Source organism: Mucilaginibacter sp. CAU 1740 (assembly GCF_039839285.1).
Taxonomy (GTDB): Bacteria; Bacteroidota; Bacteroidia; order Sphingobacteriales; family Sphingobacteriaceae; genus Mucilaginibacter.
Genome location: NZ_JBDOQS010000010.1, coordinates 124,925 through 149,514, shown reverse-complemented (window position 1 = coordinate 149,514; position 24,590 = coordinate 124,925). Strand labels below are relative to the sequence as shown.

The following is a 24,590-nucleotide window of genomic DNA, read 5'->3' as shown; positions in this document are numbered from 1 at the left end:
CTATATTATCTTGCTATATATCTATCCCACCACATTAGGCACATTAAACCTATCGCGGTTAAGGCCGCTACGGTTTATGATAGCTGTTAGATCATGCACCGCCTGCTGCTTAAAAAACGGATATTGATCAAGCACGCCATTATGCTTCAACAGCATCATGAGCACATTCATTTTAAGGATCTTGTTACCAGAATCCTCTGCAATGGCGTTAACGCATTTCAGTTCGTCAATGATCAGATCTTCGCGCGGGGTGTTCATGAGCAGTTTTATTTTTAAATTATAAAAGCGTGCTTTGATAATGGGGCCAAGCTGTTTGCCACCTACTCCAAAAGTATCTGCTATGGGGCCAAACAGTTTTAAAGCCCTGTCGGTTTCTCCTATCCCAAACCAGGCCTCGGCTTGTAGCAGGTTAATAAAAAAGGCAAACTGCGTTTTGGCTTCTTCAATTTGGGCTGTTTGATAATGGTTCCTTACCATGTTTACAAAACGCACAACCTTATATGGGTCGCCGCAGATGAGCATGGTGTAGGCTGCCTGTATAAAAAGCATGTCGTTAACCTCGCAGGGGCGCACCTGTTCATCAGTAAAAACAGGCGAGAAGGATAGCTGATCAATGCCTTCAAAAATTTCGTGCGGGATAACACCTTTTTGCAAAAAGAGGTAAAACGCGCTAAGACATTTCAAGGGGCTTATCGGCAGTCTCTCAAACTCATAGTCGCTAAACTTTTCAAGTTCATCCAACCTTACTTTCAGTTCTTTTAAATCGAGTTGTATTACGGCTATAATACCCAGGGCCGCATGCATAATTATTTTTTGCTGGTCCGAAAGTTCAAACCGCAACATAGTTAACAGGGTGCGTTTGTGTGCCGGATCGATCAGATCGAGCGTAAAAAAATAATCGAACATTTTTTCGCTGAATACCTGTTTAAAGTACTGTAGCAACTGCTCGTTTTCTTTTATTGATGAACATTCTTTCTCCAGCAAACTTCCAATAAACAGCATCATCTCGGCACGCTCAGCGCCGCTTAAATTTATATCGGTAAGATAAGCTAAGCTATTTTGCTGCCCGGTTTTTATAGCAAAAACCAAACACCATTTAAGCACCGGAAGCTTGTATTTATCAACAACAAAATTATCGTTAAAATAATTTACAAAGCCTTCATTCAATTTATTATCAAACCTGCCGAGTATTGTTTTGGCAACGCTATGCTCCAGGAAATTATTGCTAAAAACGATGCGGGTTTGCAGATCATACTCACTGCCCGAGCTAACCTCTTTTAAAAAGCCAATGCCCAGCAAATCACGATAGGCCTCGTTGTATTGCTTAAGCAACGCCGAAACGTTGTTTGCCGGCACCCCGTAGTTCCCGCTCTTAAAATCCAATTGTTCAACAATGCTTTTTATCACAAACACCTTTTCGGTAGCGTTTTTACCCAGGTAAACATTGTTTAAAATAAAGGCGGCAGATAGTTCATAGATACAAACATTATCCAGGCTACCGGGCGTAAAATTGCCACGGTGCTGTTTGTAGTAATATTGAAAAAACAAAGGATGGCTTAGCTTCTCGGCCGCTTCGGGGCAAATATTGCTTTGAAAAGCCGGGTTAATGCGCAGCCATAGCTGGCTGATCTCTTTATAACTTAACAGCGGCACATTGCTGCGTTCGTTGTTCTCGGCGTTAAAACCGGTAAACCACTCGTTACCTTCGGCCTGCAACTGGTGCCGGTAGCTTACCCAGGTTGATGACCTTAAAGTAACGATCACCTTTAACCAGTTATTATTTTGATGTAAGGCCAATCCCTTCACCAAATAGTTTAATATCAGTTCAAATTGCTCAACTCCTAATACGTGCTCATCAAAAGCATCAATTACAAAATAAAACTTGTTCCCCTTGTTTTGCTTACGGCTTATCAGATCATCCAATTGTTGTTTGGTGCTGCAACCTACCAATGCCAAAGCCCATTCAACCAGGTCACGGCCACTTTGCCATGCGTTTATAAGCGCGCTGCCGTTAATAAACAAAACGGCATCATCACGTATGCCGGCCAGGTTCATTTCCATCCGTTCTTCAACCCATTGGCACAGGGCAATGGTTTTACCATGACCCGCAGGAGCACACAGTACCGCGTTTGTATGCGATGAATGTATAAACTCATTTAAATGCGCCCCAACCAACTCGCGCTTAACAGCAAAATGGTATGGGATACCCGCCCTGTTCCTGATAGCCTGCAGGGTAGAATTGGTTACGTTAGCTACCTTTTTTTGAAAAGTACTCCAATCCAGGTCGCTAACCACTGTTTCTACATTGTTGGAGATCCTTATTTCGCAAAATGCCTTCCAACTATTGTAGTTACAATATTGTGATAACACATCAAGCGTAAACGACGAAGGGTTAAACCGGCTTAGCGCGAAACCATAGATCCTTTTTAAGGTAGTTTCACTGATACAATATCTCGTTTTATCAGTCACCATAGCCGCAATTATCCGGCAATCGGCCGGACTAATACTTTTAAATCCCGACGCTTTTAGTAATTCCCTTTTTAATAACTCGTAATGAGGATGAGAAATAACTGTCATATTTACACACATTTAATAACGCAAATTCAAGTACTAAACGATAAGTTTTTTGCATTAGGGGGATACATCACTAAACGATAACTCAAATACGATTTTGTTTTTAACTATTATTCAACAACCCGTTCACAATTCTCATCTTGCAGGATTGATCATTGATAAGGCTCAGTACAATATTACGGAATCCTGCAAGATTAAGTTTGCTTCAAAAGCATCAAAAAATTCCCACAAGTTGTACAAGTACAAAATGAACAAAAATGAACAGGAGTGTAAAAATGAACATAGTGCCAAATAGCAATAACTATAAGTTAATCGTTATTTGCACTTCAGAAGATCGCAGAGATAAGGAAACAGTATTATTGAGCAGTATCTGTATAAATATTTGTTAAGTGAGATGTTAACGTACGATCAACTTTAACAAAGTTATCCTTCAACAGTTGTGTTAGTTTCTCATTTTTTAGTTTAATAGCAAGTAGCTTCAAAATGTGCACAGAAGTAATTTCCAGGCATTCAATAAAACCAAGATAAGAAATGATCATGATAGCACTCAAATCAGGATCAGCCATATTCCACTGAAAAGAAGTGAACGATCGTTCTAAAAATTCGATCAATCCGTCTACTTTCTCAAACGAATAACGGGCATTAAATAAACCATATATCTGATCCATTTTAGCTACCTGCAATTCGGCCAGCTCAATGGCACAGCTAATATCCGTTTTTATGCTTTTAAAACGGGCAGCATCAACAATATCAGGCAAACGCTCAACAATGTGAGCTTTGGCGCAATAAAGGCGGTTAAGGTGCTCCATAAAAAATGATTGCAACTTTTCTGCTCCGGGACTTAGGGGTGCAAATACTTTACCAGGTTCATTTTCCATTAACAGGGGTATTGGTTAGCATCGTGATAAAATCAACAAATAGTTAATAAATTTAATAAAGTACGAACTAAAGCAGTAACAGGTTTTCTTGATCTTTTTACTTAATGGCCAACCTTATCCAATACACGCAGCCGTAAAGCATCCAGGCAATTTTTAAAAATAATTAAATATTTGTAAATCTGTCACTTAATAAAAACAAAATCTTATAATAAATTTAAACTTCTAACTGTAAATTAATTTTCCTGATCACATCATCAAGCTCATCGGCGCTTAGTTTAAGCATGTTTATTGATTGCTTAAATTCATCTTTACAGCAATTGTGGTAATCAAGCGTATAAATGATACCCAATATATTGGCCAGCGGTTTACGAATAAGGTGCGAATTAATAAAAGCCAGATCCTCCAGCTTTTTATTGTGCGCGTTAATCATCTCGACCCCAAAGCGCTTATCAGTAATATCGTTCACTATCATCATGCGACACTGGTTGCTGCAAAAACAAACGCTATACAACGAAACATTAACGTAAACCAGCGCGCCATCTTTCTTTATATGTACAAGTTCGGTGGTAGTACTTTGATTATCTAAAGACCTGTTTAATAAGGCCCGGTAACTATCATCTTCTCCGGGTAAGCCCACAAGCGCTATTGTACTGTTCAAAAATTCCTCGCGCGAATATCCATATTGCTTAACGGCCGCGTTGTTAACGGCTATAAACTTAAGGGTGCCTGTTTCAATGATCCATGCGGGCAAAGGGTTTTGATAAAATAAAACCCCAAACGTGCTGTCATTTTCATTTATGGTAACAAGTGTTTCCATACTAAACTCTAATCAACAACTATTTACAATGTGCCTATAATCAAAAATATATTTATTAGCATTATAAATTGGGCGTTCCCGTTAGCCAACGGGCGGGCTTTTCGTTCAAAGTCCTCGCCTTCCCCGTTGCTTACTCCCTGCGCGCGCTGTGGGCTTTCCACTGCAATCCCTAACGCGGAGCCCCTCCCCCCAACAATCAAATCGCAAATAATTTCATTACATCATCCGGCTATTTCTGCCAAACCATTCTTAAAAATCATTCGCTATAGATAGTAAAAACGGGGCTTTTTTAATAAAAACACAACATTCAGGTTTCAATATTGAAATATATGCAATAACCATGAACGCTAACGCATAATTGGCCAGTTCATTTTATTCAATTACATGAGCACAAAAATAAACCACGAAAACCCGTTACCACCGGCCATTTCAAGCCGGTAATAACGGGTAAACAAATGATAATGAAACCGAAGCGCGGTTATTTACGCAACGTAAAAATGATCAGTGCCGAGTTTAATAAAATGAGCGCGGGCTGGATGAGGGTTGTAAAATTTTGGAGTTTTTCGTTCCGGAGAGATTTCCTATTCTGTTCGATATAAACAACATCCTGGTTTTGCAGCATAATGGCCGGGTTTGATAAGGCGTTAACATCGCTAAGATCGATCTCCAGAATCTGCGGATTGGTTACCCCTCCGCGTACAATTTTAACATGCTTTTCATTTCCCTTATCGGTTATGCCACCGGCTTCGCCAAGCATATCTATCAGGCTGGTATTATCCCTAACAAGAGGATAATTGCCGGGCTTGCGCACTTCACCCAAAAGCGTCACCTTGAGGTTAATGATCTTAACCTCGATAATGGGGTTTTTGATTAGATTTTTGCTGTAAAGGTCCTGAATTTTGTTAGCGGCCTCCAGGCGCGAAAGGCCCAGTACCGCTACCCTGCCTATTACCGGCAAAGCAACGCTGCCATCTTCGGCAACTTCATAGCTTTGGCCAAGACCTGCAGCCCCGCCGCCAGATGCCGACGGGGTGCCGGTTCCCGCGGAGGCGGGTACGTCGTCAACAATGTATTTAATGTTTTGCAGGTTACGCACCTGCAAAACATCCTGGGCTTTTATTTTGTAAACATCTGTGCTGCCGGTGTAACCGGTTATGGGCACGCTCGCATTTTTACGGTCTAAAAATGCCTGGCTTTGTTTGTACGAGCATGAGCTGAACATGGCAGTCATGATACATGCAACAAAAACCAACAATAATAACTGGGGGAAATTATTTCTGGTCATCTGGATTATGGTGTTTATGAAATTTGTGCGTTCTCTAAGTATAATGCAACCTGTGGTGCTGCGTTTGGTAATGCTGGAATTGTTTTTGCGTTTTTAATTTTAATGGCTTCAAAATGGGCCGCGTAGGCATCCACTATATTCTGGCAGGTGTACACCGTTTTTATTTTATGGGTGTTGTTGGCCAAAAAGTGCTGGTATGTTTCGGCTGTTTTATTGGCGGCGCGCAGATGTTCGGCTACGTCCATTGCGGTGCTGAAGTAAAAAGCATCGTCGTTTAGAACCGCGCGGTTAAATTTGTTATCGTGCGAGCAGATGAGGCTATTTGATGCCATTGCTTCCAACAGCGAGGGATTTGTGCCGCCAACGGTATGCCCATGAAAGTAAAGATTTGAATAATAGCGCAGGTTATTAAGCTTACCTATATTATAGATGCCATTAACAAACCTTATTTTAGGAGAATGGGCAAACTTTAATTTCAGGTATTCGCCGAAGTTATTGTTGGTATTGCCTACCACCAAAAATGGCCTGTTCCTATCGGCACGAACCACACCATCTAAAATAGTTTCCACACTGTTTTCGGGTTCCATGCGGGCAATCAGCATATCGTACTCGTATGCCTTCAAGCTATATTCATCAAGCACATCCTGTTCAGGATTATCAAACATCTCTGCACCATACGGTATAAAAGTGGCTTCTTTTTGATACTTATTACCCAAGTAACGCTGAATTTCTGGCGAATCGGCTATCAGGTGATCACTGTATTTTACGGCCAGCTTTTCGGCAAACTGCAAAAAGCGCTGCACCGGTTTTGAATACTTGGCCCGTTTCCATTCCAAACCATCCATATTGGTGGTGACTACAGTATTGCCCGGAAAAAGGAATGACCATACCGAGCTACTGGTATAACCCAATTGCAGTATAATATCAAAATTGCCCTTACGCGCATCTTTTATGCAGTTCAAATCATAAAAAAACTGCCCGATAGTACCCAATTTACATTCGGGATCGTAGCAATGCCGAATCTCGACCCCGTTCCATTCCTTTTGCTGATATGGGTGATTATGGGAATTGTAAACCACAACCTCATAACCTTTTTTCACTAAGCCGGCCGATAGGTATTCGGCACATTGTTCAAATCCACCGTAGTGGTTGGGGATACCTCTTGTTCCGATGATGGCGATGCGCATAAGTCAATTGTATTTGATATTATATAAATATTAATTCAGTTTTATTAACTTTAATACCCATCATTAAATGGATAATCAAAAACTAATTAATGACTAATATTACACATAAAAAGCCTTTTTTGATGCCTTATTGAGGCACATGAACGGAATGAACGGAGTGAATAGTTATGAACAAAACAAACAACGATATAGCAACAAGCACCCAATAATAGTATTATATCAATTATTATTCAAAAGCAATTTTGTGTAAATTAGCAGTCCCTGAAAGTGAATTTTCCTACTGTATTTTTTATTGAAAAGCTACACCGGGAGGCAACTGATATGCGGGGATATTTTTGTATATTTATAATAAACACAAACGCCATTTAACCCTGAACATAAATGAGCAAAACACTAAAACTACTTTCGCGCGTAAACCTTAAATCCATCATTTTTAATTTCAAATACTTCCCGTTTAAAACAGCTATCAAATTGCCGGTACTGATATCCAACAATATTTACCTGCACAAAATGGGCGGAAAGGTTACCATAAACGGACCGGTCAAAACTGCCCTCATTCAAATTGGCTACGGTAAAGTCGGTATCTCTGATTTTAAGCGCGCCCGCGGCGTATGGCAGGTTTTTGGCGAAGTGGTTTTTAATGGCCGCGCCTTTATAATGCACGGTTGTAAAATAAACGTGGGCGAAAAAGGCACACTAACTTTCGGCGAAAATTTTAACATGAGCACCGAAGTTGCCATAGTTGCCGAAAAACAAATAACCATTGGCAACAACAGCGGCATCAGTTGGGAAAGCCTGGTGATGGATACCGACTTCCATCATATTTTTGATGAGAACGGACAGGTTTTTAATCACCCAAAAGAGGTAATAATTGGCGATAATGTTTGGGTTGGTTGCCGGTGTACAATTTTGAAAGGTGCTAACCTGCCCGATGGAAGCATTATAGCGGCCGGATCATTAGTGACCAAAAAGTTGATTGGCAATAACAGTATTTTTGGAGGCAACCCGATGCGGGTTTTGAAAGAGAATATTACCTGGCAGTATTAGGAGTTATACTTTTTGAAGCGGTAAGACTTACGAAGTTTTAAAAACTTCGTAAGTCTGGATTCTATAATTCATTTCTTTGAGCCGTCATTGCGAGGAACGAAGCAATCCCCGATTGGCAAGGCCACCCTGCATAGTTCGCGATTGCTTCGTTCCTCGCAATGACGAATTGTGTTTAAAGCTTATATTATCGGCAAAATCGCGTCGCCTAAATCATAATTCAAATTTTCATTTCGCCGGGCAATGGCTTTGGCAGGCACGCCGCCCACCACGGTGTACGGCGCAACATCCCGCGTAACAACCGCACCGGCCGCAACTACCGCACCCTCGCCTACAGTTACCCCAGGCAAAATAATTGCCCGCGAGCAGATCCAGGCGTAATCACCAATAACTACCGGCGCACCCGATTGGGCAAAACCGCTATCATTATAATCGTGGTGCAAAGTCCAGATCATTACTTCGTTACTCAGGTTCACGCTATTACCAATGGTTAGTCCGCTCCGGGCGTCAAGCAAAGCACCGTGACCGATGATAGAACCACTACCGATCTTCAATTTCCACGGACTTCTTACTTCAAAACCACGATAAACACCGGTGCGTTTACCAATTTTGGCTTTCAACATCCGCAGAAAAAAGATCCTTAAGGTATGAAATGGGAAATAACCAATAGCGCCACAGGCCATATACAAGCATGCACCTTTTAGTTTATTGAATGCCGAGGTCATTGAGCCAGGCTGTTTAACTTCAACTTTCTGATCAATAATATGCTCATGTACTATGTTCATCATTGTTAATATTTTATGCAACCTTACCTACACTTACTACTTTGCGGCTTTTTAAAATTTTACCGGGTACACCAGCCACTACAGAGTCGCTTGCTACCGAGCGGGTTACTACACTACCGGCGGCTATTACACAACCACTGCCAATAGTTACCCCGGCCAGGATGATGGCTCCCGCCCCTATCCAGCAATCGTTTTCAATAACAACACCATCGCGGGATACTCCCTGATCTTTAATATTTACATTGATATCTGAAAAATTGTGATTTTCAGAAAATACCTGCACCCCGGGACCGATGATCACATTATCGCCAATTTCGATACCGCCTTGTCCGCCGAGATATGCCCCTGCATTGATACCAGTGTTATTACCAATACTGATACCTTTACCTTTTTGCGAAATAATACCTGTACCAACAAGCGTACAGTTACGGGCAATGGATACATTATCTTTTATCGAAATACCATCGTACGATAGCGCGTTGATAAACACATTATCCTCAATAATGAGGTTTTTACCTGCCGATACCAGGTAAGCATGTTTAATTTTTACATTGCTACCGATAAAAAGCAGACCTTCAACGTGTTTCAAAAACAGGCGCATCCAGCCACCGCGCAAGATCTGGCTTGTTCGGCTTAATAATATCACCCTCATATCCCTGAAGGTGTACTTGCTTTCCCACTTATAATCGGGGTTGCGTTTCAGCTTTCGGATAATTTTTTCTACCAGCATAAGCTTCAGTTATTAGGGTTAATATTTCGTTAGAGGCTTTTTTCCACGAGAACTTGCGGGCCTGGGCAATACCCTGTTTCGCTTTTTGGTGGTACAAAGCCTCGTCGGTTAATAACAATTCTATTTGGGCAGCCATTTTTTCGGCATTGTCCGGATCGGTATAAAGTACGGCCTGTCCGCAAACCTCGGGCATGGCGGTGCGGTTTGAAACCACAACGGGCACCCCGCACTGCATAGCTTCCAAGGGTGGCAAACCGAAACCTTCGGCATATGAAGGGAAGCAAAAAACAGTTGCGCGAGCGTACAGCAGGTACAGGTCATCTTCGGGCACATGGCCGGTAAAAATGATATCGTTTTGGAGTTGATTTTTAGCTATGCACTCCTCCAGTTCGGGATAGGCACCAGCGCGCTTGCCGGCTATTACCAGTTTAATATTATGCTGTTTTAGCAGTGCAAGCGAGCGCACCAGGTTGATCAGGTTTTTGCGGATGTTCACCCGGCCAACATACAACAGGTATCTCTCGGGCAAGTTATATTTATCTTCCAAGGCTTCAATGGCATCAGACTGATAGGCCGAAAGCGGTTTAAACTTTTCGTTGATGCCATGATAAACCACATCGATATTATTTGATGGCAACACGTTATGATCTTCCATGCGTTGCCTTTCGCTGTTGGATATGGTAATAATTTTATCAGCTTTGGCTGCAAAACGGATCATCTGCTTAAAGTAGGCTACCTCGCCGGGGGTATAATATTCCGGGTGATCAAGAAACAATACATCATGGATGTAGGCTATTTTCAGCGCGATCGCGGGCCATGCGCTGCCAAAGTTTTGAAACAGCAGCACATCAATCCCATAAAAAAAGGTCACTATCGGTATCAGGAACAGGTTTGATAGCAGGTTAGGGATACCCGGTAAAAAAATCAGCTTTACATCGATAGGAAAATGCAACGACGCCTGATCTTTGTATTTACTGGTAATGAACAGGTAAAGATCAAACCGGCCATCATTGTTCCTGATCATCTCATCAACCAAATTCTTGACAACAACATGCCCGCTCGGCGGACCGTCGAAGTACCATTTGGCATCAATACCTACCCTTATTTTTTGATGGCGCATGTTCATAAGGCAATTAAGTTTTCGTCCGGCATTAAATAGGCTGTACGTTTTTCGTGAGCCATAATAGCCTCGTCATAAGCCCGGTTAAGCATGGCCAACCTCTTGTCCCACTGAAAATTAGTGGCGCGGGCAATAGTTGTATAGGCCAGTGTTTTTAACTGGGCTGGTTCGGCAAATAATTTATCCAGCCTTTCGGCTATATCTTTTACCAGTATGGGGTATTCATTAACCGGCACCTTGATCCCATTTTCGTGATTGATCACATCGCCCATGCCATGATGATCAATAGTAAGCGAAGGAACACCGCAGCTCATGGCCTCGAAAACCACGGCAGGGTTATCCTCAGCTATGCTGGTAATGATGTGCAGGTGGGCCGACTCCATCATTTGTATGGCTTGGGTGCGATTAAGCTGACCGTGCCATATAATATTTTTACTTAGGCCGAGGTTATCGGCATATTGCTTTAACTTATCGGTAAGCGGCCCGCAACCTAAAATATCAAGTTGCCAGTTGCTGTGCTTAACCATTGCCAATGCATCGAGGCACAGCTGCAGGTTTTTACGTTCGATATGGGTACCACACCAAATAAGGCGCGCAACATCGCTGCTAAACTTGGTTTCATCCAGCCTGATCTTGCCAATAATGCCTTGCTCAGACAGGTAATAACTTTCGCGGCTAAACCTGCTCATAATGGTATACTGCCCGGCACGGGTGGCCGAGATCAACACATCGGCATATTCAAAAGCTTTCTTTATGCGCGATGAATAGCCCAACTGCAGCCTGTTAATTAAGTTTTTAAGGCCGAATTTAAACCGGGTCATCATCGGTTTATTGGCAGATAAGCGTTTATCAATAACCATCATCCCACCTATCGGCCCCCAAACCAGTGGTTTGCCAAGCTTGTATAAAAAACCGGGCTCACGGTAGCCTATAGGGCCAAGTTGGTGTAACACATCAATATCTTCAGTGAGCAATAGTTTGCGGGCAGCTTTACAGGCCTCTTGCTGCCACAGCGTATAAGCGAAATAAAAAAACCAACCTAAACCGGCTTTATTAAGCAGGTTGATAGCTTTAGCAATGGGTCCTGGCTGCACTTCAACAAAATGTACATTGGGCACCTGGTTATCTTCCAGATATTTGCGCATGCTTTGGGTATCGCCCATATGATCGTCAGACATGCCGTAGAGCACCCACAGCTCATGTTTCGACGATAGGTTGATAACCGTATTCCAGGCCGCACCATATTCCGAACCTTTATAGGGCGATATGGCGTATGCAGATATGAGTATCTTTTTTTCCATACGCTATGCCTGTAAAGTGATTGGTTTACGGAAAGGATCTTTATAAAAAAAGCGCCACCTAAGCCTGTTGAGGTAATTGAACAGGCACGATAACAGGTAGCTTACGCCGTGCAGGTGCCGTTTCATTACAGCTAACTCTTCCTTATGCATCTTTACGGTATCATTGCTTACCCCGTCGGTACGCATATAGGCAATTACATGATCAATATATTTGATGCTATAGCCAAAACTTTTAATGCGTAAAAACATATCAAAATCCATAGCTATGCGCAGGCTTATATCGTAGTTGCCTACCTCGCGGTAAACGCTGCGCCTTACAAAACAGCTTGGGTGCATAATATACATGCCGAAGTTGAGCCAGCTTACCTTGCTTTTTTTATCACGCTCGGTACCATTACCACCCATCAGGCGAATGTTACCGCAGCATACAAAATCTTCCTTATCTACATTGGTCATTATCGCCTCAACGGCATCAGGGGCGTACCAATCGTCGGCATTGATCATGCCTATCCATTTGCCGGTGGCCATCGCGATGCCTTTGTTAAAGCCATCGCCAATGCCTTTGTCGCGCTCGCTGATAAACTGATCAATATGGGCGCGATATTTTTCGATAATGGCCAGTGTACCATCGGTCGATCCACCGTCGACAATAATGTATTCGATGTTATTATACGTTTGGTTGATAACACTTTGCATAGTACCCTCAATGGTATTTACAGCGTTATAAACAACGGTGATAATGGTTACTTTTTCTGCCTTGTAAGTGTGTTCCATATCGTAATTTTAAATAGCGGCTAATCCGGCAAGTTCCAGTTTAACCTCTTGTTGTTTTATCTTGAGCTTGTGTACAAGCACGTGAACATTGATATAGCTGTAGCCCAGCGTTACCATCAGCACACTCATCTCCATATTAAAAAAAGCTGTTACAATGTAATTGGTAAGCAGCAGGCTTAACACACAACCGATTATAAAAGCCGAAAACATGCGAATAACCGGTTTGCCCGCAGTATTGGCATATAAGCGCCATTTGGTGATGATCAACCCGAAAAATATGGTGATATAGGTAATTACGCCTACAGCTCCGGTTTTTACCAGGATGTAGAGCCAGCCGTTGTGCAAAACAGGAATGTATTGAAAATCAACATCCTCGCCCAGGCGTACAAAAGTTTTAAGGTCGATGAGTTTACCGAGACCTCCAAACACCCAATCGCGCATGCCACCTTCCAGGTAGCCGCGCAGGGCCATGAACGATTCATATCCGCGGTAGCGCAGGTTAATATCCTGCTCGGTATTGTAGTTACCGATGCTCACCTCGTTAAAGGATCCCATTATTTTGTTGAGGAAAGTACTGTTGGAATCAACGCTGAAAGTAATAAAAGGCAGCACGATCACGAGCAGACCCAAAACGAAAATTATAGGGAAGATCCAGATCTTTTTGATCTTATCAACCACAAGCAACATCAAAAAGCACAGCGTAATGATAAAATAGGTACGCGAAGCAAACATGTAAATACCAAAAGCATTTACAGCCAGGAAAATATTAAACAATGCACGCCTGAACAGCGTGATGTTAAACTTGCGGGTAAACAGCAAACAGGCAAAAGCCAGCGGAGGTGCAGGGGCACCTACTATACCTATAGCGTAGTGGGCCGAATAAGGATCGGCAAGGGCACCAACACCCATATATGATATGGAAATACCGGTTACCACAAATGATACCAGCACACCGGCTATAACAATGGTTTTAAGAAACAATTCGACCTCAATACGTCTGGCCAGCACAATGCCCGAAAGCATGAACAGCACCGGGATAGAGAAATAGTAAAAATCTTTTAAAATAAGATAAGTGGCGTTTTGGTACCCGGCTATAAGCCCAAGTACAGCGGGGATAAAAAGCACCGCAAAAACCCCGGCCATTTTAATGGCGGCAAACTGGTGTTTTACGGGCGGCAAAATAATGAGCAATGCCAGCCCAAGGACCGGTGCCTGCATGTGGAAAAACGATGCCAGCACCATGATCAAAAATAAAAGGGCGTAAAATGCCTGGTTTACCTGCTGCATGTTTCTAACTCCATTTTATAAGTATCACGTACATAAACTGCCGGGTTGCCAGCCCAGATCTGCTCGTCGGGAACGCTCTGGAATACTACCGACCCTGCCCCTACTATCGAGTTTTTGCCTATGGTAACGCCTTTCAATATGGTGGTATGGCCACCTATAAAAGCGCCATCTTTAATGATCACCGGTTTGGTACGTAGGCCATCCAAACGCTCGGGGATATCATTGCGCGCTTCGGCGTATAGCGAGTGGAAATCGGTATCGTATATCACGGTATTGATACCGATCTTTACATGGTTGCCTATCTTTATTTTATCGTGGCAGATAAAAGCTACCGAAGTGCAGCCCACATAATCGCCAATACTCAATTCGGCACCTTTGGCAACTACAAAATAGCATTGCTGCTGCCTGCCGCCCATGGCATGATATTTACCACTGTTGAACCAAAATTTTTTGCCGATGGAGAATTTACCCTCCATGTTAACATCCAAAATAGGAATGCCATAGCCAACAAAATCTTTATTGAATTTAACCCCGTTAAGGTGAAATTTAAACGTGGTAACCACATGCGAATACCTGCGTGCCATGCCGAAATAAGCAACCCTAAGGCCCCTATAAAATTTCCGGAAAAGATATGCGATAGCCATATTGTTACCTGTTAAAAATACCTGTAGCGGTACGGTTAATGATACGGTTGGTTTGGGTTGAAAAAACGATCCCCATGATCACGAAGATTAGCGCGTTTGCCAGCGGGATGCCCGCCACTCCTATCCATTTACCCAACAGGATAGATAGTGGGATATTGATTATCGATGTGCCTATCCCCAGGTAAAGCTGTAGCTTAATTTTCCCTATCCCATTTAAAAACTGCACGTGGATGGCCTGGTATATCAGCGTGATAATATAAATACACATAGCGATAGATAGGCTAAAGGGCACCGAAACGCTTTTACCAACCCATACCTGGTACACCCATGGCGAGATGGCCGTAAGCAAAATGGTACACAAGCTAAGCCCCAGCCAAAGTTTATTGATCCGAGTAAGCGCGTTTTTGATCCACTCAAATTCGTTTTTAGTGAAAGCCTCGGTAAATGCGCTCCAGAACGGTGTGATCACCACCACGAAAAACATAAGTACTACCGAAAACAGCCTGTAGGCGATATTAAAAGTAGTAACCTCTTTAGGGCCGAACAACTGGGTGATGACCATATTGTCCGACTCGTACATAACCAGCGCGCAGATCTGTATAATGAAAAAAGTGCTGCCAACGCTTAGCATTTGCCTGGCACTTTTAAAATTTATCACGCTGATGGCGGGTGCCAGTGACCTGAAATCGCCTTTAAACGCTAGCATACTTCCCCCAAGCATTACCAGCAAAGGCACACCCGCCATCACCATCACCAGCCAGGTTAAAGAACCCGGCAGAAATTTTATTAGCAACAATATGGCTACAAGCGAACAAACCTGCCCAATTAAATTAAGCTGCGCCGTTTTAGCGGGCGCCTGGTTTGCCGCGTACACCGTATTGATGAGCTGTACTACAAACTGAAAGCAAAAAAACGCGAAGATGATCAACACCACCTGGTTAAGGTAGCCGCTGCCATCATCGGGCACGTTTAAAATGCTTGTCCATTTTATAAAGGGGTTTATAAAATAAAACACTATAAACATCAGCAGGCCTATTACAGCCATAATGGCGTAAGTTGAACTGATGTACACCCGGCCCTTTTCGGGTTCGTTAAGGGCTATAGCTTCGGCAAGCTTGTTTTTTAAGCCATTGCCCAGGCCCATATCAAACAAAGCCGCCCAGGTTATCAATGAACTTAGCGTAAGCCAAATACCATATTGCGTAGGGTTAACATACCTTATGGTAAGCGGTACCAACACCAGGGTAATAGCTACGCTGCCTACCTTCAGCAATACCGACCGAAAGATGTTTTTACGCGCCCTTACCGAGCGCTCGTGCCCTTTGTTAAAAAAGCGGCTGATATTAATTGTTAATGCCTGTAACATATAAGTAGTAATGGGGGGAAGAAGAATTGACTACCAAACGTTCATTTTTATTTTTTTAAGCCATTCGGCCACCTTGCTTTTATTGTCGTCATCATCATAAGGCGATCCGTAACCGTAGCTGCCGTAGCCATGCCCGTAACCCGTTATGCTGTTTGTTCGCATCTCAATATCATTTACAATGAGGTACATATGCTTAGCCTTACGGGTTTTATGCAGATCGTTCACTATGCCCAGTTGCGTTTTAAGGGTATAGTTTTGGCGTACCACATAAAACGTAACATCTACATGCTCTTCAATGATCAATGCGTCGGATACCAGACCTACCGGTGCGGTATCGATAATTACATAGTCGAACCGTTTCCTAAGGTCATCGATAAGGGTTTTAAGCCTGTCGTCCATCAACAATTCAGCAGGGTTTGGCGGTACCGGGCCCGATGAAATGTAGAAGAAGTTAGGGTTGCTTTCGGATGGGTTAAGCAGGTCATCAATATTACTATCCGGCGAGATCACATAGTTGGTAAAGCCGTACTCATCATTAACGCCACCTATGTTTTTAAGCAGCTTAGGCTTGCGCAGGTCCAGTTCAAGCAGCACCACTCTTTTGCCGGTAAGCGCAATGGAATTGGCCAGGTTTAGCGAAATGAATGATTTACCCTCGCCACTCATGCTGGAGGTGAACATGATCACGTTGGAGTTTTTGTTATCCGTTACATACTTGAGACTTGTACGTAAGGCCCTAATCTCCTCGGCAATGGTTGATCGTGCATCGTTGTAAACCAATGCTTTTACCCGTTTTTCGCTCCGGCTTATCTCGCCAAACAACGGTACGCTGGTATGCTTATCAATATCAGCTTTGGTGTGGATCCGGGTGTTCAGCATTTCTTTAACGCTGATACCCGCGGCCGGGATACAAAGCCCTGCGGCAACAGCTATCAGATAAAGCAGTGATTTTTTAGGTGCAAAAGGTTTTTCATCAGCATCGGCATCATCTAAAATGCGGCAACTTGATAGTGTAGCCGTTTGCGAAATAGCTGTTTCCTCACGTTTTTGCAGCAGGAACAGGTACAAATCCTGTTTCAGGCTTTGCTCGCGGGCATAGTCAAGATAAATACGTTCTTTAGTAGGGGCGCTGGTTATTTTATCTTCAATACCGGCATTCTGTTTTTTAACCGCGCTTTGCGATACCTGCAAGCTGTTACGATAGTTGCTGAGGCTGCTTAACAAAGCCTTGCGAGCCAGTTCAATTTGCTGATCGAGATTGGTGATCACCACGCTGTTATCGGTCAGTGTCATCCTTAACTGCTCTTTACGCAGCAGCATTTCATTGTAGCCGTTTATCGCGGTACCAAAGGCCATATCTTTAGTGATCAATGAACTTGGCACCACCTGCGGATTTGAAGCGTCGCTAACATATTTAAACAGATCGTTTGCTATGGCCAGCTGCACCTCGTTTTCGTTCAACTTGTTTTGATAGCTGTTTGCACCTTCAATTAAAGCTTTTGATTGAGCGTTAATATCCGAGATCTTGTTTCGAACTTTATACTGCTCCAGGTTTTTCTCCACCTTACCCAGTTCGGCGCCTACTACTACTAAGCGCCTGTCTATAAATTTCATGGTACTATCGGCAATACGCACCTTGTTGGCCAGGTTGTTTTGCAGGTACACGTCCATCAGTTTTTGTAATATCTGCTGGCCGCGACGTGGGTTGTTATAGCTAAGGTTTAGATCGATAACAGTGGCTTGCTTATCATCAAGGCCTACGCCCAGGTTTTCGTCCAAATCTTTTTCAACCTGTTTAGGGGTTTGAATTTTTAACTTATAATCGCCTGGCTTAAAATATTGTGTCTTATGGATAGTAAGATTGTATTGATCAAGGCTTACCGGTTTATCAAAACTACCGGCAACATCCTCGCCGCCTTTGGTGTTCACCAACCGGAAAGTATTGTTGTTAATTATCTCCAGCGAGTACTCGGCTAAAGTAAGTTTATCGGTTTTGTAGCCGATATTTACTTTAAATGGGGCATCCTCAAACATTTCGGTTTTGCGGAAGCCGTTATCATCATAAACGTGAATGTTAAGATCTAACAGGTAAACCACCTTTTTGATCAGGCTGCGCGATTTAAGCACTTTCACCTCGTTATCGGCATTGCTCTTGATATCAAACAGTGAAGCCAGATCGGAGTTTACGCCATTGGTAAGCGCTTTGGTTGGCGAGTTTTTATCATCCTCCACAATAATTTTACTGCTGATGCTCCATTTGCTCGGTTCGTACTGAATGTATACGAACATCCCCAGCAGGCAGGCTACAATGCCTATAACAAATACGTACCAGTAGTTGATGCAAATGGCTACGAGGCTCCGTACATCGCCGGGGGCTTCTTCCCGTTTGTACACAAAATCAAGCTTGTCGGCTAAAAGGTCCAATTTATCCATATTAACATTTTATTAAAATGCCAACAATCATGATAAAGCTATTTTTCCATAAGGTAGAAATAATAAGCAGCTACAATGATTGGGGCGACAGTTTTACTACGCTATTATTTGACCGAAAGTTAAGGCAGAAAAGCCGTTTTACCTTACGAGTGAACGGTTATGAACAAAGTGAACGACTGAATAAGAATGAACGGAATGAACGGAGGCGGGTAGAGATTGAGGTTGTAAAATGAGAATTTCGCTTAATATTATATAAACATTTCAGAAATATTATGTATTTTATAATACAATTAAAACTTTAGATGCTACTCCATTGCGAGTAAATTAGAAACGGAGGCATCTGAACGGGATATGACATATTCCCATTTGTCATGCTGAGTAAATAAAGGCCGGGGCCTCTGAAGGATTATATGACATCAGGCGGGTCGGCCTGTCACCCTGAGCTTGTCGAAGGGTCGCGCGCAGAGGCCCTCCCCACCATGCTTCGACAGGCTCAGCATGACACCCATTATTAATTGTTTCATATGCAAGGCCCAATTTATCTTTTTAACGCCCATTCACACTTATCCTATTGCCCCGCCACTTCCCTTTAACTAACTTTGTAGTATGCCGGGTACCCAAAACATAAAAGTTGCTGTTGATGCCGTAGTTTTCGGATATACCTCCAAAGAAGGTTTATCTGTCCTTCTCATTAAACGCAATATCCAGCCGTTTAAAAACAACTGGGCATTACCTGGTGGATTGGTGCACAACGATGAATCGTTAGAAGATGCTATTCAGCGCGAGCTTCGTGAAGAGACAAGCATCAACATAACCTACCTGGAGCAACTTTACAGCTTCGGTCAGCCAGGCCGCGACCCGCGTAATAGGGTGATCTCCATTACTTATTACGGTCTTGTACGCCCTGATGCTTTTGAGGTAAAAGCCGATACCGATGCCAGCGATGTAGCCTGGTTCAATATTAAAAAACTCCCGTCGCTGGCTTTTGACCATACTACCATCATTAGCGTAGCGCATGAGCGCCTTAAAAGCAAAATGCTGTACCAACCGGTAGGTTTTGAACTACTGGAACAAAAATTCCCCTTCTCCGAACTGGAGAAACTATACCTCGCCGTACTCGACCGCCCCTTTGATCGTCGTAATTTTAAAAAGAAGATCACCAAATACGGTTTCCTGGAAGAAACGACCGAAAAACAAGCCCTTGAAGGTGCCGGACGCCCGGGCAGCCTGTTCCGCTTTAACGAAGAAAAGTATTTTCAGTTGAAGAAGGAAGGGATCAGCTTTGAGATATAAGTTAATATAGCTCAAGCACCTCTCCACCATGTCATTGCGAGGAACGAAGCAATCGCATGCTATACAGGGCGGCTATGCTTCCGTGCGATTGCTTCGTTCCTCGCAATGACATGTTCTTTTAAGCCTGTGGTTGTTAGCACAATTTTTCTTGGCTATTGATAAATCCTCCCAAACAAAACCCGCCCCTCCCCGCTTTAGCTAAGCATCAATCGCAAAAAAATGAAAAAATAATTTGCGTATTTAAAACACATATTTATATTTGCGTATAATTAACACAAAATACAAATGAAAACCGCAGTAATTATAGCACGCTTTCAAACCCCTTTCCTTCACGAAGGCCATAAGGAGTTGATTGCTCAGGTTAAGCAAAACCACGCCAAGCTCATCATTTTGCTGGGTGTAAGCCCCATTAAAGGCAGCCGCAAAAACCCTTACGACTATTACACCCGCGAAAAAATGATCAAGAAGGATTACCCCGAGGTAATTGTTCTACCGATAAGTGATAACCCGAGCGACAAGATCTGGTCGGAGAATTTGGATAACCTGCTGAAAAGCGTTTTCAGCGCCGAGCAGTTTTGTTTATACGGCAGCCGCGATAGCTTTATTCCCTACTACAGCGGCAAGTTTGAAACCGTTGAACTGCCCGAACATGGAGACTACAATGCCACCGAGCTGCGTAAACAATATGCCGATAAGGTATTTGATTCGAACGATTTCCGCGCCGGTATCCTTTACGCTTACTACAACCAATACCCCAAAGTGTACCCAACGGTTGATGTGGCCCTGTTCAGGAATAACCGCAGCGAGATATTACTTGGCAAAAAGGCCATTAACAATAAATGGCGCTTTGTAGGTGGTTTTTCTGATCCGGAAGATGCCTGTTACGAAGACGCTGCCAAACGCGAGCTTACCGAAGAGTGCGGCGAGATGCAAACCACCGCCATGCAGTACGAAACATCGGCCAAAATAAACGATTGGCGCTACCGCAGCGAGGTAGATAAAATCATTACCCTGCTGTTTAGCTGCGATTTTATTGAAGGCGAACCACAGGCCCAGGATGATATTGCCGACCTGGCCTGGTTTAAACTTACCGACCTGCCATTAATGATAAAAGATGGCTCAGTAAGCGAAGAACATGTTGATTTGTTTAATTTCATCACCGGCAAATACCTAAAAAACTAAAGCCATGAAAAAGGAAAATCTGATCTTATTAGCCGACGCATATAAATACGCCCATCATAAATTTTACTACCCCGGCACCACCCAAATTTACAGTTACCTGGAAAGCCGTGGGGGTATGTTTAACGAAACTGTTTTTTTCGGTCTGCAATATTTTTTGAAAGAATACCTGCAAGGCCCCGCCTTTAACCAAATAGATATGGATGAGGCCGGCGAGTTTTTGAAACAGGTTTTTGGTCGTAATGATGTGTTTGATTGCAGCAAGTTTCAATACATATCGGATAAACACAACGGTCACCTGCCTGTGCGCATTAAAGCCGTAGCCGAAGGTACCAGCGTACCCACCGGCAATGTGCTCATGACCATCGAAAATACCGACCCGGAATGCTACTGGCTCACCAACTTTTTAGAAACTTTGCTGATGCAGGTTTGGTACCCTTGCACCGTAGCCAGCCTTAGCCACGAGGTTAAAAAAGTGGTTACCCGCTACTACGAAGAAACCGCCACACCCGAAGCCTTTGGCGGGATAGGTTTTGTGTTGAATGACTTCGGCTTCCGTGGCGTGAGCAGCGTGGAGAGCGCTAAAATTGGTGGTGCCGCGCACTTGCTCAGTTTTGCAGGCAGCGACAACCTGGCCGGCTCTGGCATGGCTATTAAATACTATCATGCCGATAAGGTGCATGGTCTCAGCATCCCTGCAACCGAGCACAGCATTTGCACCCTACTTGGCCAGGAAGGTGAGCTGGAGGTATTTAAACATGTATTGCGCAGCTTCCCTACCGGCGTTATTGCCTGCGTGAGCGATAGCTTTAATATTTTCCGTGCCTGTAGCGAGTACTGGGGCGAGGATTTGAAACAGGAGATCCTGAAACGCGACGGCACCCTGGTGATTCGCCCCGACAGCGGCGACCCGGTACGCACCCTTCTCGAGATTTTCAATATCTTGTTTGATAAGTTCGGCTTTACTACCAATGCCAAAGGCTATAAAGTATTGCCACCACAGGTTAGGGTGATCCAGGGCGATGGCGTTAACTATACCGAGATCGGTGTAATATACGAAGCACTTAAAGCCAACGGCATCAGCGCTGAAAACCTGGTGCTGGGCATGGGCGGTGCGCTGCTGCAAAAGGTTGACCGTGACACACAGAAATTTGCATTGAAATGCAGCGCCGCTGTGATAGATGGTAACGAAGTTAACGTAGAAAAAAGCCCTACCGAAATGGATGCCAACGGCAACATTACCCCGAGCTTTAAAAAGAGCAAAGGTGGCCGCCTAAAACTGGTTAAAACTCCCGAAGGCTATAAAACCATTCACCAAGGTGAACAACCCGAACTGGTCGACCAGCTGCAAACCGTTTTTGAGAACGGCCATATTGTGAAAGAATTTACCTTTGAGCAGGTAATCAACACTTTGCAGAATCAATAATTAATAGCAGAACAACAAGCCCAAGCAATGCTTTAGGCTTTACGCATTCTGCTTTCAGCTTAAAAAAATGAAAAAACTACTTTTTGCCATAACCGAATACGAATACCTTGCCGAAAAAGTACTGGCCCTTGGCCATTGCGAACGCGGCGAAATTGAAGTAAGTCACTTTACCGATGGCGAGCGCTACCAGCGCATTCTCTCCAACGTAGAAGGCAGAGAAGTGCTGCTGATAGGCGGTACCGTGAGCGATAGTGCTACCCTCGAACTGTATGACCTGGCCTCATCGCTGGTTAGTTATGGTGCCGACTCGCTTACGCTGGTGATCCCCTACTTTGGCTACAGCACTATGGAGCGCGCCGTTAAACCCGGCGAAATTGTGACCGCCAAAACCCGCGCCCGCCTGCTCTCGGCCATACCCAAATCAAACCGGGGCAACAAGGTAATGCTGTTCGATCTGCATAGCGAAGGCATCCAGTACTATTTTGAGCAGGATCTGTACCCCGTACACGTGTACTGCAAGGATATTGTAATTGAGGCAGCAACCCACTACGGCGGCGACAATTTTGTAATGGCCAGCACCGATGCCGGTCGCGCCAAATGGGTTGAATCGTTAGCCAACGATATGGGTGTAAATGCCGCCTTCATCCTCAAACGCCGCCTAAAAGGCGACCACACCGAAGTAAGTGCCATCAACGCCGACGTAGCCGGCAAAACGGTTATTATTTATGATGACATGATCCGCTCGGGCGGCAGCATTGTAAACGCCGCCTTAACCTACAAAAACGCGGGTGCCGGTGATATTTATGTGATCACTACGCATGGCTTGTTTGTGAATGATGGGATTGAAAAGTTAAAGAGTTGCGGGGTTATTAAGAAGCTGATCTGTACCGATACGCATGTAAATTGTAAGGATTTGGAGGGGGATGATTTTGTGGAGGTGAAGAGTGTGGCGGGGTTGATTTGTGGGTGAGAGGGAAAAGTAGAAATTAGTAAATGGATTGCTCTGTTTTTAAACTTCGCCATACAACACCCTACATAGCGAGTGATATATAAAGGCTAAATAGGCTTAATAAAAGCAAATAAACTCTATTGATATGGAACAAAAACTTGAATTAAATAAAGAAAATATAGAAAAAGCAATCTTAGAACTTGCCAAGGTAAATTTTAAAACAGTCACCATTAAAGATTTAGAAGAACTGCTTTTTCCATTTTTTGCAGGATACACTATTAATGCTCCATATTTTGATCCTAATGAAATAACTATATTAAGGGGCAGAATCTGTAGCAAACCGAAATATATTGAAGAAATTACCTACCCAAAGCCACAGTATGTGAACTCGTACGGAAGGGTTAACGATATAGGGCAATCAATGTTCTATGGTAGTATTGGCAAATCTGCTCCATTTAAAGAATTGAATGTCAAAGTAGGAGATACCTTGATAATGGGTTTATGGAATATTAAAGACTCAATGTTACTAAACCACGTGGGCTTTACTACTAAGACCCGCGACGCACTAAAAAGTAAAAGAAATTTACAAGATTTATATGAATTTGTAAAATCCACAAATGGATACAACGAATTAAACACACTTGTATATAATTACTTAGCGGATATTTTCACGTGGAAAATCCCCGTTGAAGAAACTTATCGATATAAGTTAAGTATAGCTATTGCTAATAAATTACTAATGGGTGATACTTTTTCCGGAGTTATGTATCCTTCGATAGCTTTATATGGAAATACCGACAACATAGTATTAAAGCCCGAGTTCGTTGATAAAAGTTTAGAATTAATTGCAGTAGAATATTTAAAAATCACATCTATTGATAACGATATATTTCAATATGATACACTTGATACAGCAACGGAAGTAAATGAAAGCAACGAAATAATGTGGACTGGAAGATTACTCACTTGGAGTTCAAATGATAGTTTTAGTGCTATTAATAATGGTGAATCGTGGGTACCTCATGATAAGTCGGGCAAGCGAATGAATCCGAAATCTAATGGAGATTTAATCCAAAAAATGACCTTACTTGAAAAAAGATTTAAAAAACAGGAAGACTTTTGTATAAAAGTAGGTGATAATTTCAATGTTAAAATCGGACAAGATCCAGACAATTTAGATCTTATAAACGTTTGGGTTAATTTAAATTTCAATATTAATAATAAAGAAAAATCATTGAGCTTCTATATGCCAGATACAAAATATTGTGTGGTTATTTTCAATAGTTTGATTCAAAACTATAAGAATTACCTTGACTTAGACAAGGGAAATCTTATAGAAATGAGAGACGAAAAAACTAATCAAATATCGTACTCAACTTCAAATGCACAATTCAATAATAAGATTACATTGTTTTCTGAAAGACGATTTGACACCAAAGAACTGTTAGACTTAAAGCCATCCAATCTCCAATTAGAATTTATATTCGAAGAAAAGGCTTAGTTTAATTGATGATCTGT

General features: G+C 42.9%; 21 protein-coding genes. 7 read left to right on the top strand and 14 right to left on the bottom strand.

What is annotated here, in order from left to right; all coding sequences use genetic code 11:
* Positions 1 to 21: 21 nt before the first annotated feature.
* The 5 genes from AAFN85_RS21150 to AAFN85_RS21130 all read right to left on the bottom strand — a co-directional run bounded on the left by AAFN85_RS21150 (position 22) and on the right by AAFN85_RS21130 (position 6,741).
* The gene (locus tag AAFN85_RS21150) at positions 22 to 2,577 is read right to left on the bottom strand and encodes a hypothetical protein (RefSeq protein WP_347529607.1); all 2,556 of its coding nucleotides are present in this window, start codon (positions 2,575 to 2,577) and stop codon (positions 22 to 24) included.
* A gap of 353 nt (positions 2,578 to 2,930) precedes the next feature.
* A complete protein-coding gene (locus AAFN85_RS21145; RefSeq protein WP_347529606.1) occupies positions 2,931 to 3,452 on the bottom strand; it encodes a DUF892 family protein in 522 nt (173 codons plus the stop codon).
* Between the two features lie 214 nt (positions 3,453 to 3,666).
* Positions 3,667 to 4,269, bottom strand: coding sequence for a PAS domain S-box protein (locus tag AAFN85_RS21140; protein WP_347529605.1), 603 nt, complete (start codon positions 4,267 to 4,269; stop codon positions 3,667 to 3,669).
* Between the two features lie 478 nt (positions 4,270 to 4,747).
* Positions 4,748 to 5,554: a polysaccharide biosynthesis/export family protein gene (locus tag AAFN85_RS21135; protein ID WP_347529604.1), complete on the bottom strand. Its 807-nt coding sequence runs from the start codon at positions 5,552 to 5,554 to the stop codon at positions 4,748 to 4,750.
* Positions 5,555 to 5,568: 14 nt separating this feature from the next.
* Positions 5,569 to 6,741 (bottom strand): DUF1972 domain-containing protein, encoded by a 1,173-nt coding sequence (locus AAFN85_RS21130; RefSeq protein WP_347529602.1) that lies wholly within the window; start codon positions 6,739 to 6,741, stop codon positions 5,569 to 5,571.
* Positions 6,742 to 7,122: 381 nt separating this feature from the next.
* Here AAFN85_RS21130 and AAFN85_RS21125 point away from each other — a divergent pair, with 381 nt between their 5' ends.
* A complete protein-coding gene (locus AAFN85_RS21125) occupies positions 7,123 to 7,788 on the top strand; it encodes an acyltransferase (RefSeq protein WP_347529601.1) in 666 nt (221 codons plus the stop codon).
* Between the two features lie 179 nt (positions 7,789 to 7,967).
* Here the strand turns inward: AAFN85_RS21125 and AAFN85_RS21120 are convergent, their stop codons facing one another.
* Genes AAFN85_RS21120 through AAFN85_RS21080 form a run of 9 tightly spaced genes read right to left on the bottom strand, consistent with a single transcriptional unit; the run spans position 7,968 to position 18,225 of the window.
* Positions 7,968 to 8,573, bottom strand: coding sequence for a DapH/DapD/GlmU-related protein (locus tag AAFN85_RS21120; RefSeq protein WP_347529600.1), 606 nt, complete (start codon positions 8,571 to 8,573; stop codon positions 7,968 to 7,970).
* Positions 8,574 to 8,583: 10 nt separating this feature from the next.
* The gene (locus AAFN85_RS21115) at positions 8,584 to 9,300 is read right to left on the bottom strand and encodes an acyltransferase (RefSeq protein ID WP_347529599.1); all 717 of its coding nucleotides are present in this window, start codon (positions 9,298 to 9,300) and stop codon (positions 8,584 to 8,586) included.
* Positions 9,251 to 10,420 (bottom strand): glycosyltransferase family 1 protein, encoded by a 1,170-nt coding sequence (locus tag AAFN85_RS21110; protein ID WP_347529598.1) that lies wholly within the window; start codon positions 10,418 to 10,420, stop codon positions 9,251 to 9,253. Before AAFN85_RS21110 ends, AAFN85_RS21115 begins: the two co-directional genes overlap by 50 nt.
* Positions 10,421 to 10,422: 2 nt before the next feature.
* Positions 10,423 to 11,721 (bottom strand): glycosyltransferase, encoded by a 1,299-nt coding sequence (locus AAFN85_RS21105; RefSeq protein ID WP_347529597.1) that lies wholly within the window; start codon positions 11,719 to 11,721, stop codon positions 10,423 to 10,425.
* Positions 11,722 to 11,724: 3 nt separating this feature from the next.
* Positions 11,725 to 12,495: a glycosyltransferase family 2 protein gene (locus AAFN85_RS21100; protein WP_347529596.1), complete on the bottom strand. Its 771-nt coding sequence runs from the start codon at positions 12,493 to 12,495 to the stop codon at positions 11,725 to 11,727.
* Positions 12,496 to 12,504: 9 nt separating this feature from the next.
* Positions 12,505 to 13,782: a hypothetical protein gene (locus tag AAFN85_RS21095; protein ID WP_347529595.1), complete on the bottom strand. Its 1,278-nt coding sequence runs from the start codon at positions 13,780 to 13,782 to the stop codon at positions 12,505 to 12,507.
* The gene (locus AAFN85_RS21090) at positions 13,770 to 14,426 is read right to left on the bottom strand and encodes an acyltransferase (protein ID WP_347529594.1); all 657 of its coding nucleotides are present in this window, start codon (positions 14,424 to 14,426) and stop codon (positions 13,770 to 13,772) included. Before AAFN85_RS21090 ends, AAFN85_RS21095 begins: the two co-directional genes overlap by 13 nt.
* A gap of 4 nt (positions 14,427 to 14,430) precedes the next feature.
* Positions 14,431 to 15,792 carry an oligosaccharide flippase family protein gene (locus AAFN85_RS21085; protein ID WP_347529593.1) on the bottom strand — a complete coding sequence of 454 codons (1,362 nt, stop codon included), beginning with the start codon at positions 15,790 to 15,792 and terminating at the stop codon, positions 14,431 to 14,433.
* A gap of 30 nt (positions 15,793 to 15,822) precedes the next feature.
* The gene (locus AAFN85_RS21080; RefSeq protein ID WP_347529592.1) at positions 15,823 to 18,225 is read right to left on the bottom strand and encodes a polysaccharide biosynthesis tyrosine autokinase; all 2,403 of its coding nucleotides are present in this window, start codon (positions 18,223 to 18,225) and stop codon (positions 15,823 to 15,825) included.
* 29 nt (positions 18,226 to 18,254) lie between these two features.
* Here AAFN85_RS21080 and AAFN85_RS21075 point away from each other — a divergent pair, with 29 nt between their 5' ends.
* The 6 genes from AAFN85_RS21075 to AAFN85_RS21050 all read left to right on the top strand — a co-directional run bounded on the left by AAFN85_RS21075 (position 18,255) and on the right by AAFN85_RS21050 (position 24,573).
* Positions 18,255 to 18,458, top strand: coding sequence for a hypothetical protein (locus AAFN85_RS21075; RefSeq protein ID WP_347529591.1), 204 nt, complete (start codon positions 18,255 to 18,257; stop codon positions 18,456 to 18,458).
* 373 nt (positions 18,459 to 18,831) lie between these two features.
* Complete coding sequence (locus tag AAFN85_RS21070; protein WP_347529590.1) at positions 18,832 to 19,518, top strand: NUDIX domain-containing protein; 687 nt, start codon at positions 18,832 to 18,834, stop codon at positions 19,516 to 19,518.
* Between the two features lie 285 nt (positions 19,519 to 19,803).
* Positions 19,804 to 20,700: an NUDIX domain-containing protein gene (locus AAFN85_RS21065; protein ID WP_347529588.1), complete on the top strand. Its 897-nt coding sequence runs from the start codon at positions 19,804 to 19,806 to the stop codon at positions 20,698 to 20,700.
* Positions 20,701 to 20,704: 4 nt separating this feature from the next.
* Positions 20,705 to 22,123, top strand: a complete 1,419-nt coding sequence (locus AAFN85_RS21060) for a nicotinate phosphoribosyltransferase (protein ID WP_347529587.1) — start codon at positions 20,705 to 20,707, stop codon at positions 22,121 to 22,123.
* A gap of 67 nt (positions 22,124 to 22,190) precedes the next feature.
* On the top strand, positions 22,191 to 23,093 hold the full coding sequence (prs, locus tag AAFN85_RS21055; protein ID WP_347529586.1) for a ribose-phosphate diphosphokinase: 903 nt from the start codon (positions 22,191 to 22,193) through the stop codon (positions 23,091 to 23,093).
* A gap of 124 nt (positions 23,094 to 23,217) precedes the next feature.
* On the top strand, positions 23,218 to 24,573 hold the full coding sequence (locus tag AAFN85_RS21050) for a hypothetical protein (protein ID WP_347529585.1): 1,356 nt from the start codon (positions 23,218 to 23,220) through the stop codon (positions 24,571 to 24,573).
* The last annotated feature ends 17 nt before the right edge of the window (positions 24,574 to 24,590 follow it).

Coding starts and splice junctions, on each gene's coding strand:
- AAFN85_RS21075 (WP_347529591.1), top strand. CDS start 18,255: ATGATAAAGCTATTTTTCCATAAGGTAGAAATAATAAGCAGCTACAAT.
- AAFN85_RS21095 (WP_347529595.1), bottom strand. CDS start 13,782: ATGCAGCAGGTAAACCAGGCATTTTACGCCCTTTTATTTTTGATCATG.
- AAFN85_RS21065 (WP_347529588.1), top strand. CDS start 19,804: ATGAAAACCGCAGTAATTATAGCACGCTTTCAAACCCCTTTCCTTCAC.
- AAFN85_RS21080 (WP_347529592.1), bottom strand. CDS start 18,225: ATGGATAAATTGGACCTTTTAGCCGACAAGCTTGATTTTGTGTACAAA.
- AAFN85_RS21110 (WP_347529598.1), bottom strand. CDS start 10,420: ATGCGCCATCAAAAAATAAGGGTAGGTATTGATGCCAAATGGTACTTC.
- AAFN85_RS21090 (WP_347529594.1), bottom strand. CDS start 14,426: ATGGCTATCGCATATCTTTTCCGGAAATTTTATAGGGGCCTTAGGGTT.
- prs (WP_347529586.1), top strand. CDS start 22,191: ATGAAAAAACTACTTTTTGCCATAACCGAATACGAATACCTTGCCGAA.
- AAFN85_RS21140 (WP_347529605.1), bottom strand. CDS start 4,269: ATGGAAACACTTGTTACCATAAATGAAAATGACAGCACGTTTGGGGTT.
- AAFN85_RS21130 (WP_347529602.1), bottom strand. CDS start 6,741: ATGCGCATCGCCATCATCGGAACAAGAGGTATCCCCAACCACTACGGT.
- AAFN85_RS21050 (WP_347529585.1), top strand. CDS start 23,218: ATGGAACAAAAACTTGAATTAAATAAAGAAAATATAGAAAAAGCAATC.
- AAFN85_RS21145 (WP_347529606.1), bottom strand. CDS start 3,452: ATGGAAAATGAACCTGGTAAAGTATTTGCACCCCTAAGTCCCGGAGCA.
- AAFN85_RS21135 (WP_347529604.1), bottom strand. CDS start 5,554: ATGACCAGAAATAATTTCCCCCAGTTATTATTGTTGGTTTTTGTTGCA.
- AAFN85_RS21085 (WP_347529593.1), bottom strand. CDS start 15,792: ATGTTACAGGCATTAACAATTAATATCAGCCGCTTTTTTAACAAAGGG.
- AAFN85_RS21070 (WP_347529590.1), top strand. CDS start 18,832: ATGCCGGGTACCCAAAACATAAAAGTTGCTGTTGATGCCGTAGTTTTC.
- AAFN85_RS21115 (WP_347529599.1), bottom strand. CDS start 9,300: ATGCTGGTAGAAAAAATTATCCGAAAGCTGAAACGCAACCCCGATTAT.
- AAFN85_RS21105 (WP_347529597.1), bottom strand. CDS start 11,721: ATGGAAAAAAAGATACTCATATCTGCATACGCCATATCGCCCTATAAA.
- AAFN85_RS21120 (WP_347529600.1), bottom strand. CDS start 8,573: ATGATGAACATAGTACATGAGCATATTATTGATCAGAAAGTTGAAGTT.
- AAFN85_RS21125 (WP_347529601.1), top strand. CDS start 7,123: ATGAGCAAAACACTAAAACTACTTTCGCGCGTAAACCTTAAATCCATC.
- AAFN85_RS21150 (WP_347529607.1), bottom strand. CDS start 2,577: ATGACAGTTATTTCTCATCCTCATTACGAGTTATTAAAAAGGGAATTA.
- AAFN85_RS21100 (WP_347529596.1), bottom strand. CDS start 12,495: ATGGAACACACTTACAAGGCAGAAAAAGTAACCATTATCACCGTTGTT.
- AAFN85_RS21060 (WP_347529587.1), top strand. CDS start 20,705: ATGAAAAAGGAAAATCTGATCTTATTAGCCGACGCATATAAATACGCC.